At 74.3% G+C, this 12068-nt stretch carries 7 protein-coding genes; all 7 read right to left on the bottom strand.

The annotated features are described in order from the left end of the window. Positions 1-52 precede the first annotated feature (52 nt). Positions 53-1057, bottom strand: a complete 1005-nt coding sequence (locus ACFT41_RS08905) for an alpha/beta hydrolase family esterase (RefSeq protein ID WP_377590095.1) — start codon at positions 1055-1057, stop codon at positions 53-55. A 118-nt stretch (positions 1058-1175) separates the two neighbouring features. Further along, complete coding sequence (locus ACFT41_RS08900) at positions 1176-2999, bottom strand: hypothetical protein (RefSeq protein ID WP_377590103.1); 1824 nt, start codon at positions 2997-2999, stop codon at positions 1176-1178. 114 nt (positions 3000-3113) lie between these two features. Beyond that, positions 3114-4076 carry a sulfotransferase domain-containing protein gene (locus ACFT41_RS08895; RefSeq protein ID WP_377590097.1) on the bottom strand — a complete coding sequence of 321 codons (963 nt, stop codon included), beginning with the start codon at positions 4074-4076 and terminating at the stop codon, positions 3114-3116. Positions 4077-4102: 26 nt separating this feature from the next. After that, complete coding sequence (locus ACFT41_RS08890; protein ID WP_377590098.1) at positions 4103-4927, bottom strand: alpha/beta fold hydrolase; 825 nt, start codon at positions 4925-4927, stop codon at positions 4103-4105. A 2-nt stretch (positions 4928-4929) separates the two neighbouring features. Further along, positions 4930-5235: an acyl carrier protein gene (locus ACFT41_RS08885; RefSeq protein ID WP_377590100.1), complete on the bottom strand. Its 306-nt coding sequence runs from the start codon at positions 5233-5235 to the stop codon at positions 4930-4932. A gap of 80 nt (positions 5236-5315) precedes the next feature. Next, positions 5316-10226, bottom strand: coding sequence for a beta-ketoacyl synthase N-terminal-like domain-containing protein (locus ACFT41_RS08880; RefSeq protein WP_377613778.1), 4911 nt, complete (start codon positions 10224-10226; stop codon positions 5316-5318). A 52-nt stretch (positions 10227-10278) separates the two neighbouring features. Next, on the bottom strand, positions 10279-12068 hold a 1790-nt coding region (locus ACFT41_RS08875; RefSeq protein WP_377613776.1), incomplete at its 5' end, for an SDR family NAD(P)-dependent oxidoreductase.

Below are 12068 nucleotides of genomic sequence, written 5' to 3'. Positions count from 1 at the left end.
GTGTATAAGAGACAGCACGAGGGGTGCCGGCAGCGGACGGCGCGAGTGGCGGTCAGCCGCCGGCGGGCTTGGGGTGGGCGTCGAAGAACTGCCAGATGGTCTCGGTGGCGTTCAGCGCGGTGGAGGGCGGGTCGAGGTTGAGCAGCTTCTGCGCGCGGGGCGGGTTGGGCTTGCCGCCGGGCCACTGGTGGCCGGCGTCGGTGATGGTGATCAGCTCGACGGCGCGCCCGTCGGGGCAGCTGGCGGCCTCCCGCACGACCGGGCCGGCGGTGGTGGTCTTCGGCTCGCCGCAGTCGTCGACGGCGCGCCACCGGGCGGCCAACTCCGGAGCGGGCGGACCGTCGATCTTCACCGGGTTGCGGCCGGTGCCGCCGTTGTCGCGCTTTCCGGGGCCGCCGCCGTAGGGCATGGTCTTGTCGAGCTTGCCCTGGACGTGCAGCACCGACACCGGCTTCGGGTCGGCGCACTGCCCGGTCAGGGTGGTCGCCACCGCGCCGACGGCGGCGAAGACGGTGGTGTCGCAGACCAGCCGGAACGCCAGCAGGCCGCCGTTGGAGATCCCGGAGACGTACGTGCGGGCGGGGTCGACCGGGACGGTGTCGCCGACGGTGCGGACCAGCTCCGTGATGAACGCGACGTCGTCGACGCCCTCACGGGCGGGCGCGCCGCAGCACTCGGGTCCGACCGCCCAGGCGCGGTTGATCCCGTCGGGGAAGACGACCACGAAGCCGTTGCGGTCGGCCTCCTCCGTCCAGCCGTACGCCTCCTCGGCCTGTTCGCCGGTGCCGGCCGCGCCGTGCAGCATGACCACGAGTGGGACCGGGTCGGTCAGCTTCGCCGAGGCGGGCCGGTACAGCCGGTAGGTGCGGTCCCGTCCGTCGACGCTCAGGGTGTGCTCGGATGAGCCGACGGGCACGCCGGCGGCCTGGCCGTCGGACGTCGAGCCGGCTGGCCCGCCGTTGCCGGCCCCACCGCCCCGGGTGCACCCGGCGAGCAGGGTCAGCCCGACGAGGAGCGCGAGCGCCCCTGCGGTGGGGCGAAAGAAGGAAAAAGGCATCATATGAACACTTTCGCCCGCGAATGTTCGAGGAATGTCAGGGACGGGCCAGGGTTCGGCAAGGGCTGCCGGCCGCCGGCCCGGCGCAGGAGGGGACGCCGGGCCGGCGGCACGGAGATCAGCAGCCGGCCTTGAGCTTGATCAGCTCCCAGCCGCCCTCGGGAACGTCGTCGTTCGGGTCGGTACGCAGGTTCATCGGGTTCGCCATGCCCAGGTAGATGGTCGAGCCGTCGGTGACCATGTTGCGCACCCCGTAGTTCAGGTAGTTGCCCACCCCGGTGTCGCTGATCGTCGTCGCCGCCTTCTTGGTCGACGGGAACGCGTACAGGTCACCGCCGTACACCGCCTCGGGGATCTCGGCGGTGGCCCGCGCGCCGGCCGGCGCCGCCGCCACGGCCGGCGCCTTGGCCAGCACGTCGCCCATCTGCGGCGACAGGCCGAGCTGGGCGGCGGTCTGCTGACCGAACTCCTTGGCGAGGTAGCTCCAGTCCATGGTGCCGACATAGAGCTTCCCGCCGGCGACCACCATCCGCCAGGTGTAGTTGTTGTACGGGTTGCCGAAGCCGGCGGCGCCGAACTTCGGCGTGTAGTTGGTCGACTTCGTGGTCCACGCCCCGACGCCGCCGTTGGCCTCCGGGTCGAAGGCGGGCAGCTCCGTCGCGCCGTAGAGCAGGTCCACCTTCTGGTGCGAGGAGCCGAAGCCCTTGCCCCGGTAGATGCTGATCGCCCGCTGGGTGTTCTGGGCCGTCGCGGTGAGCCCGGCCTCGTCCACCGGCGGGTAGATGCTCATGTGCAGGCTGGTGGCCTTCATCGGCACGTGCATGGTGCCCCAGTACAGGTAGCCGCCGTAGGAGGCCAGGCCGCCCAGGCCGTAGCTGTGGGCCACCACCGTGTCCGGCTCGTAGCTGGCCACGCTCCACACCTGCTGCCAGGCGGCGTCGTCGTCGGGGGTGAGCCCCGGCTCGCCGTCCTTCAGCTTCGGGCTCATCCACACCGACGCGAGGCTGTCCGGTGGGGAAGGGGCAGGCTCCCCAGCGGAGAACTCGTTGGTCGAGCCCGGCCAGGTGGTCGCGAAGATCCGGCCCTCGTGGACGGTCAGGTCGGCGGCCTGCGCCGGCAGGGTCGCCACCTGGACGAAGGTGAACGGGTCGGTCTTGCTGCCCATCCAGCGCAGCACGTGGCCGTTGTTGCCGCCGTTGTTGCCGACGCCGACCCCGGCGTAGAGCGCGCCGTCGGCGACGGTGAAGTGCCGGATGTTGCCGTACGTGGGGAAGTTGTGCGAGCCCAGGTACGCCCCGGTGTCGGTGTCGAAGGCGAAGAGGTTGATGCTCTCGCCCAGTGCCGGGCCGCCCAGCAGGGCCACGCCGCCGTAGTTGCCGGCGGCCCGGATGCCGACCGTGTTCTGCAGCCGGGTGGCGTCGTCGGGCGAGGCGGCCTTCACCAGGTCGGTCTTCTCGGTGAGCTGGTTCGACGTCGTGTCGTAGGTGTACAGCCGCGGGATGCGGTGATCGCCCAGCTTGACCGGCAGCTGCGGGTTGCGCTTGGCGATCTGGCTCTCGCCGTACTCGCAGACCCAGTCGGCGTTCTGCGTGGGTACGGTGTTCTCCAGCGTCCGACCGCTGGTCAGGCAGTTGACGTTCGCCCCGGTGCCGAAGAACAGCGTCCTGCCGGCGCGGGTCATGCCCCACAGGTACGCCTGGTTGACCTTGGCCTGCCCGGTGGCGCAGGGCGGGCCCGCCGGGTACGGCTGCCCGATCCCGTCGAAGCACTCGTCCGGCGGGGCCTTCGCGAGGACCTGGGTGGTCGGCGGCTGACCGCCGGCCGCCCCGGCGGCGTCGAGCGGCGCGGCGAGCGCCGCCGAAGGAACCGCCAGCGCGGGCCCGAGCCCGAGCACGGCAACGGCGGCTAACAGCCGCCGGGCGGAGATCCGGAGTGGATTCACCAACTGCCTCTCTTTCCAGCAAAAAGGGTGGGACACCGGCGGCCGTGGCCCGGTGGTCCGGGCCGCGGCGCGCAGGAGAACGGGGTGCGGGGTGCGGTGTGGGGGTACGGCGGTTCAGGCGGCGGCGGGCTCCGGCTTGCGGGCCGGGGCGACGACCCGCCCGGCGACCTGCTCGGCCCACTGCGCGGCGTCGGGGAACTCCAGGTATTCGCCGAGCTGCGTCAGCTCGCCGACCGGGTCGGCGACCAGGTCCTCGTAGCGCATCCGCAGCAGGTGCTCCGGCGGCACGTCGGTCAGCGCCTGGTCTGCCTGGCTGGTCATGAACGCGCACAGCCCGAGGTAGCGGCGCATGTCCTCGCCTCGCTCGCGCAGCGCCTCGGCGGTCAGCCGGTGCGGCAGGAACGGCTGGAGGTCCTCCGGCACGTCCTGGCCGTCGGTGACCCGGAACGGGTCCAGGCCGCAGCGGCCCAGGAACTCCACCCGCAGCTGGATGAGCTGGAACGACGAGTGCCGGCTCATCGACTTGGCCGTGTCCTCCCGGTTCCGGGTCAGGTACACGATCTTGCAGTCCGGGAAGCCCTTCAGCAGGTGCGGCGCCAGGTGGCTGGAGCCGCCGGAGCGTTCCACCCAGCGCGTCTTGCCGGTGAGGGTGGCCAGCAGGTCCAGGAAGTCGCTGTGGTGGCGGGCCACCGACTGGGTGCCGAAGCCCGGGACCCGCTCGGCGAGCTGGTCGAACAGCGCGTCCGGGTCGTCGGTGAGCTTCGACAGCGTGATCGCCAGGATCCGGGGCAGCTCCGTCATCCGGCCGGCCCAGCGGCCCGTGGCCGGGTAGCGGACCTCCTTGGGCGGCAGCCCGATCCGGAACAGCGTGGCCAGCTCCGGCTTGGGGCTGGCCAGCACCGCCCAGTACTCCGGGCCGGTGATCACCTCGGCGCTACGCGCCCACGGCGTCACCGACATGAAGAACTCCTGCGCCGAGAGCGTGTCGGACTGCTCGTGGATCAGGTCGGACAGCAGCGTCGAGCCGCAGCGTCCGTTGCTGATGATGATCGACCGACCCGTGATCGGGGTGTCCATCGAGATTCCTCCTGGAAGTCGCGCTGTCATGTGGTGACGGGTGGGGCCACGTCGAGCCCGCACTCCTCGCCCAGCCAGGCGAGGACGTGCCGGCGCACCGAGTCGGGCCGGTCGATCAGGACGGAGTGCTTCTGGTCGGGCAGGACGACGACCCGGGTCTGCGGCAGCAACCCGCGTACGGCCGGGGCCAGCTCGCCCACCGCCGAGTCGCCGCCGTACAGGCACAGCACCGGGCAGGCGAGCGCGGCGAGCGCGTCACGCGCCGGCAGCCGGCTGGCCGGCAGCTCCGCCACCATGGTGGTGTCGGCCAGCATCCGGCCGGTGTCGGCGGCCCGGCGGGCGGCGACGCGGCCCCGGGCCGCGCCGATCTCGGCCAGCGCCCCCTCGCGGGGCAGCCGGGCGGCGACCCGCTCCAGCCGCGTCCGCACCCGGCCCATCCACTCCGGCGTCGGCGGGGACGACTCCACGGCCACGATGCCGGCCACCCGGTCCGGGTGGCGCGCGGCGTAGCCGAAGGCGATCGTCCCGCCGAACGAGTTGCCGAGCAGCAGCAGCGGCCCCGTGACGTCCAGCTCGACCAGCAGCGCCGCCAGGTCGTCGACGAAGTCGTCGAGGGCGTACCCGGTGGCCGGACGGTCGCTGCGGCCGTGGCCGCGCAGGTCGTACAGGACGGCCGGGAAGCCGGCCCGGGTCAACGGCTCGGCCATGGTGAAGTACCAGCTCGCCATGGTGTCCGAGGCCATGCCGTGGATCAGCACCGCCGTCGGCGTCGGCCCGGTCCGGCCCGCCGGGGCCGGACCGGCGGGATCGAGCCGCTGCACGTGCAGCGTGATCCCGTTCGCCTGCACCATCGTCACCGGCTGCCCGCCGGGACGCCGTCGCCCTCCAGGGAGGTGGCGATGTGCTCGACGAGCTGACCGACCCGCAGCTCGCCCACCGTCTCCAGGTCCAGCTTCGCGACGAAGTGGGCGAAGTTGACGGTGTCGCCGTAGCGGGCCTGCAACCGGCCGGCGAGCGAGACGACGTCGATGCTCTCCATGCCCAGGTCGTCGCGGAACGTGGTGTCCATGGTGATGACCTGGTCGGTCGCGAAGTCGCCCAGTACGGCGTTGATCATCTCGGTGAGGTCGGCGAGGATGCTGTCCTGGGCCGCGGCCATGATGGTTGCTCCTTCTACTGTTCCGGTGGGGTGATCTGCTGTCGGGGCGGGCCGGCCGGTCGGCCCGCCCGGTCGGTCGTTCACGGTCGGGACACCCCGGGCGGGGTGGCGGGGCCCGGCTCCGGGCCCCAGGTCCAGGCGACGACGTAGCGCCGGGCCGGCAGGTCCTCGGGGTTGTCGATCTCCCGGTGACCGACCCGGTAGACGCGCCCGGCGACCTCGACGGTCGACGCGGCGTCGGTGGCCTCGCGCACCTGGAACCGGCGCGGCTTGCCGTCCAGCCCCGTGCCCTCCGCCTTGCCGACGGCCTCCTTCGCGGCCCAGAACCGGGTGAACCACAGCCGCCGCGCGGCGGCGTCCCCGCCGGCCAGCGACGCCAGCAGCGCGGCCTCGCCGTCGGTGAGGGCGAAGGTGAACGTGCTGTCCGGGTGGTCGGTGACCTCGGCGACGTCGATGCCGACGCCCGGCGTGGCGGCCGGTGACCCGGCGGGACGCAACCGGGCGATCGCCACCCCGACCTCGCCGCAGTGCGCGAGCGAGACGTCGCAGTCGTCGAGGCCGCGCCCGGGCCGACCGCGCACCCACGGCCGCCCGTCGGGGTCGTTGCCGACGGTCAGCTCGATCGGGTAGATGTCGGTGTGGCCCTGCTCCCACAGCCGGGACCGCACCGCGTCCTTGGCCGCGATCCGGCCGAGCAGCCACTGCTTGCGGGTCTTGGCCGGGTGCCGCTCGTACTCGGCGTTGGCCGCGCCGCCCAGGATGCCCCGGGCCGCCATGCCCAGGGTGACCAGGTCGGTCCAGCAGTCGAAGGCCATCGTCCAGCCCTCCGGCTGGAAGTGCGACATCGGGTACCGCTCGGGGAAGCGCTCCGCCACCCGGGCCTGCGGGTGGCTGTCGAACCGGCGGTCGACCGCCCCCTCGATCTGCGCCCACACCCGCCCCTGGTAGCTGAGCTGGGTGTCGGCGACGAGCTTGCCGTCGTCGATGGACCGCACCCGGGCGACGCAGACGAACGCCCGGCCGGCCGGCGGGGGCGGCCCGAAGAACCGCACCCGGCCCAGCCCCACCGGCAGCGCCACCGTCCGGAACGGCTGGGTCGTGATCAGCCAGTTGCCGATGAGCTGCAGCGCGTTGTCCAGCAGGGCGCCGGGCGGCACCGGGGCGGTGACGATGCCCCGCACGTGCATGTCGCCGAGCGCGTGCACCTCGGTCACGCCCTGGAACTGCGGGCCGTGGAACATCAGCCGCTCCGCGTACATCTCGGCGGCGCCGAGGGTGGGCGGGCGCTCGGTGGCCGGGTCGTGCGTCCAGACCTCCGGCGGCGCCGGGTACGCGGACCCGACCTCGATGGTGGCGCGGGCGTATCCGGCGAAGACGACCGAGTAGAGGTTCGGCCCGGCGGCCTTCACCACGATCTCGACGTCGGTCGCCGGCTCGGCGATCAGCCACTTGTTGAACTTGGCGTCGTGCACCTGGACCACCCGGGTGCCGGGCACCAGCTGCTCCACCGCGTCCATCATGTGCGCGACCAGGGCGGTCGCCGGCACCACCGGCCACCGGTCCTCCGGGTCCGGCCAGTCGTCGGGCTGCACGAAGAAGCAGTGGTCCAGCAGGTACGGCATGGTCTCCAGGGAGACCCGCAGGGTGATCCGACCGACCTCGCCGGCACCGGTGCCGGGGCGCGGGACCAGCGTCGGGGGCGTGCGGGGTACGGCCGGCGCGGTGGTGGCTCGTGCCGGCTGGGACCGGGCCGGGGCGGCGGGCTCCGCCGGGCGGGCCGGAGTCAGCGTGCCGCTGCCGCCGACGGCGGCCAGCACGCTGGCCGCACCCTGCGCGGTGTCCTGAAGCAGGGCCGCGAAGTCGGCCGCCGCGCTGGACTGGCCGGCGAGCCCGCTCACCGCGGTCATCGCGGCGCTGGCCTCCTTGGACAGCGCCGCGCTGGCCTGCCGCGCGGCGGCGACCGGGGGTACGACCGGCTGCGGTGCCGCCGGGGCGGCGGCGCGGGCCGGGGCGGGGGCTGGCGGGCGGGCCGGCGCGGCGGCCGGTGCGCCGTTCCCCGTGGCCGGGCGGGCGACGGGGCCCGGTGCGCCGTTGCCGGCGGCCCGGACGGGCGCGGTGGCCGGCGGGATGGCCTGTGCGCCGTTGCCCACCGTCGAGCGGGCGGTGGCCGGCGGGGTGGCCGGCGCGGCGGAGCCGGCCGGCGACGCGGCCAGGCCGAGCAGGCCGGCCGCCTCCGCGCCGAGGCGGACCAGGGGGCCGCCGAGGTCCAGCTTCATCCGGGGCCCGCGACGACCGGTGCCGCCGGTGGGCTTCGCCGGCGCGGCGGGGGTGGCCGGCGTCGCACGCGCCGGGTTCGTCAGGGCCCGCAGGTCCGGCGCGGCCCCCTCCACCCACAGCGCGGTGGCCACCCGGCGGAGCTGGTTCAGCCCGGTGCGGTGCGCGGTGTTCACCGGCATGGCGAGATGGTCGCGCCCGCGCAGGTTGTCGCCGATCAGCGAGGCGAGCTGCCCCGCGCCGACCTGGAGGAAGACCCGGAAGCCGTCGGCGTACATGGCCTCGACGGTCTGCCGGAACCAGACCGGCTCCATCATGTGCCGGACGAAGATGTGGTTGACCTGGTCCTCGTCGAGCGGGAACGGCGCGTGCAGGGTCGCCGACCACACCGGCATCCGGGTCGGATGCACCTCCCACCGGCCCAGCGCCGCGCCGATCGAGGTCAGCCCCTCGGCGAACGCGGGGGTGTGGAACGCCGAGCGGAACGGCAGCTTCTGGCACAGGATGTTGCGGCCACGCAGGGCCTCCACCAGGCGGTCCACCTGCGACTCGGGCCCGTTCACCACCGACTGGGCCGGGGCGTTGTCGTGCGAGAGCACCACCCCGGGGAAGTCCCCGAGCAGCGGGGTGACCCGGTCGGCGCCCGCGCCGACGGCCGCGAAGACGTACCCGGAGACCTCCACCGAGTCGGCGTTGAACAGCTCCAGGAACTCGTCCATCGCGGCGGTGCTGATCTGGCCGCTGACGGCGGCGGCGGTCCACTCGCCGATGCTGTGCCCGGAGACCGCGTCCGGGCGCACGTTGATGCGCTCCAGCGCCTCGTTGAACAGCTTGCCGACCTCGATCAGGCCGGCGCCGTGCCGGCCCAGGTCGGCGGCCGACCACTCCCGGTCGGGCAGCCCGAAGTGGACGGCCAGGTCGGCGGTGCGCGGCGAGAACTCCGCCTCCAGGCCGGGGAAGACGAACGCGAGCTTGCCCGCCCCGTCGGCCAGCAGCGGCTGCGGGCTGAACCAGATGTCCCGCCCGCCCCGCCACGCCTGCCCCCGGGCCACCGTCTTGCGGGCCACGGCGAGCAGCTTGTCGGTGGGGTTGACGATGCCGAGGCGGGCCCGCCCCGGCGCGTCGCCGCCCGAGCGCGCGGCCAGGTCGGCGCCGAGGCGGCGTACCGTCTCGTCGTCGCGGTCCAGCAGCTCGGCGCGCCCGGCCGGGCTCGCCGCGGCCAGCCACAGCACCTGGTCCGCCTCGTCGACGGTGACCGTCCCGGCACCGGCGGCGGGCGCGGCCACCCCGACGAGCGGCTCGCCCGCCGACGCGGGCGCCTGCTCGATGACCAGGTGGGCGTTGATCCCGCCGAAGCCGAACGCGTTGACCCCGGCCCGGCGCGGCCCGTCGCTCTCCCACGGCTGCGCGGTGGCGATCGGGGCGAACCGGGTCGCCGCCATCTCGGCCCGGGGGGACTCGCAGTGCAGGGTGGGCGGGAGCACGCCCCGGTACACCGCCATGGCGGCCTTGATCAGGCCGGCGACGCCGGCGGCCGGCATGGTGTGCCCGATCATCGACTTGACCGACCCGATGACCGGGCGGGGGCCGCCGGCGTACGGGCCGAACACCTGGGCGACGGTGGTCAGCTCGGCGGCGTCCCCGGTCGGGGTGCCGGTGCCGTGCGCCTCCAGCAGCCCCAGCGCGTCGGGGGCGGTCGGGTCGAGCCCGGCGGCCGCCCAGGCCCGCTTGATGGCCAGCACCTGCCCGGACACCGCCGGGTTGAACATGCTGGCGGACTTCCCGTCGCTGGAGACCCCGCTGCCCCGGATCACCGCGTAGATGCGGTCGCCGTCGCGGACCGCGTCGGCGTACCGCTTGAGCACCACCACGCCGGTGCCCTCGCCGATGAGCAGCCCGTCGGCGGCGGCGTCGAACGGCCGGATCTCGCCCTGTCGCGAGAGCGCCCGGAGCTGGTTGAACACCGACCAGAAGCTGATGTCGTGCACGTGGTGCACGCCGCCGGCGAGCACCGCGTCGAGCCGGCCGTTGACCAGCTCGGTGATGCCCTGGTCCACGGCGATCAGCGAGGAGGCGCAGGCCGCGTCGATGGTGTACGCGGGGCCGCGCAGGTTGAGCCGGTTGGCCACCCGGGAGGCGGCCAGGTTCGGCACCAGGCCGATGGCCCCCTCCGGCTGGTACGGGCCGAGGCGCTCGTCGAACTTCTTGCGCAGCAGCTCCAGCCGGTTGGGGTCGACGTCGGGGATCAGCTCCCGCAGGATCCCGATGACCTGGCTGGACATCCGCACCCGCTGGGCGTAGCGGGCCTGGGCGGGGCTGAGAATGCCGCCCCGGCCGAGGATGACGCCGACCCGCTCGCCGTCGGGCATCTTGTCGGAGCCGCCGGCGTCGTCGATCGCGGCGGCGGCCACCTCCAGCGTGATCAGCTGGTCGGGCTCGATCTCGCCGATGGAGGCGGGCATCACCCCGAACCGCAGCGGCTCGAACGTGGCGTACTCGTCGACGAAGCCGCCGCGCTTGCAGTACATCCGGTCCGGCCGGTGCGCCTGCTCCGGGTCGTAGAACTCCTCGTCCCACCGGTGCGGCGGCACGTCGGTGATCGCGTCGACCCCGTTGATCAGGTTGCGCCAGTAGCTCTCCAGGTCACCGGCGGAGGGCATCAGGGCGGCCATCCCGACGATCGCGATCTGGCCGGGCGCGGGTGCGCCGTTGCTCATCGGTTCCTCCGTCGTGCGGTGTGGGCGGGGGCGTTGCGGGTCATCGGCGCGCTCACCAGCCCGAGGCGGTGTAGACGACCGAGGTGACCGACGCGTCGGCCCAGGCCAGCTCGCGCAGCAGGGCCAGCGCGCCCTCCTCGGGGTCGATCAGGCCGATGCCGCGGCGGGCGTACTCCCGGCTGAGCTCGGCGGTGACCATGCCGCCGTGCCCGGCGCCGGGCGCCCACGGCCCCCAGTGGACGGTCACGGTGCGGACCCCGGTGCGGGCCGCGTAGCGGGTGCCGATCGTGTCCAGGGCGTCGTTGGCCGCCGCGTAGTCGGACTGCCCCCGGTTGCCGTAGGCGGCGGCGATGCTGCCGAAGAAGACCACGAAGCGCGGCTTGGCGGGCAGCTCGTCCAGCGCGTCCAGCAGGCCGCGTGCCCCGTCGACCTTCGTGTCGAAGACCCGGGTGAACGAGGCCGGGTCCTTCTCGGCGATCAGCTTGTCCTCGATGATCCCGGCGGCGTACACCACGCCGTCGAGGCGGCCGTGCTCGGCGTGGATGCGGGCCAGCAGGTGCCGGGTCGCCGCGACGTCCCGCACGTCCAGGGTGTGGTAGCGGACCTCGCCGCCGAGCTCGGTCAGCTCGGCGATGGTCGCGTTGACCTCCCGGGCGGCCAGGACGCGCTGGGCGGTCCGGTCGATCTCGGCCGGGTTGCGCAGGCCCTGCCGGGCCAGCGCGGCGACCAGGGCCGACTTGTCACCGGCCGCGGCCAGCGCCGGGTCCTCCGGGCCCGCAGGCAGCGGGGTACGGCCGACCAGCTCGATCCGGCACCGGCTGGCCGAGGCGAGCGTCCGGGCGAACCAGGGGGTGATGCCCCGAGCCCCCCCGATCAGGACGACCACCGAGTCCGGCTCCAGGCCGATCGCGGCGGCCTCGGCCACCCCGTCGCCGGCCGGGCCCGCCCCGCCGGCGGCCAGCGCGCCCAGCTCCACCGGCACCAGGTCCGCCACGTACCGGTCGTCGCCCCGGCGGGCCACCACCGGCGCGTCGCTGCTGGTGAGCACCTCGTCGAGCAGTTGCAGGGCGAGCACGTCCGCCGCCGCCGTCGGGTCCACCTCCACGAAGCGGGCGGTCAGCTGCGGGTACTCGCGGGCGATGGTGCGGAACAGGCCGGGCATGCCGTCGGCGGCGCCGGCGGCGTCGCGGGCCCCGGCGGCCAGCAGCCAGCGCGGGCCGGTCGCGAGCGCCCGCTGCAACAGCGGGAACACGTCGGGCAGCAGCGGCTCGTCAAGGTTGGTGAGCCCGTCGAGGACGAGCACCCCGTCGAAGCCCTCGCCGGCCTGCGCGCTGTCGAGCACGCCGAGCTGGCCGCTGGCGCCGTACTCGCCGAGCAGTTCCGCCAGGTACGCGCCGATCGCGCCGCCGCCGGTGATCAGGAACCGGGTGCCGGCGAGCACGGTGGCCGGGTCGCCGACCGGCTCGGTGCGGACGCTCTCCTGCGCCACCAGCCGCTTGGGGGCGATCCCGACGCCGACCCCGGCGTCGGCCGGCTCCGGCGCGGCCGGCACGGGAACCGGGGTGGTCTCGGCCGGGGCGGCGATGCTCGCCGTCGCGGTGAGGGTCGCCGTCGCGGTGACCGCGCCGTTGAGCTTCTCGTCGAGCCAGGTGACCATGGCGCGGACGGTGCGGGCCTTGACGAGGTCTTCCAGCTCGGACTCGTCGCCTTCGACGGCGAGTTCGAGGCGTTGGGCGACTTCGCCGGCGACCTCGGCGCGCTTGATGGAGTCGATGGAGAGGTCGGCTTCGAGGTCGAGGTCGAGTTCGATGAGGTCGACGGGGTAGCCGGTGCGCTCGCTGA

Source organism: Micromonospora sp. NPDC057141 (assembly GCF_042670805.1).
Classification (GTDB): domain Bacteria; phylum Actinomycetota; class Actinomycetes; order Mycobacteriales; family Micromonosporaceae; genus Micromonospora.
The sequence above is the reverse complement of the archived record's forward strand: the minus strand, read 5'-3'. Positions and strand labels throughout refer to the sequence as shown.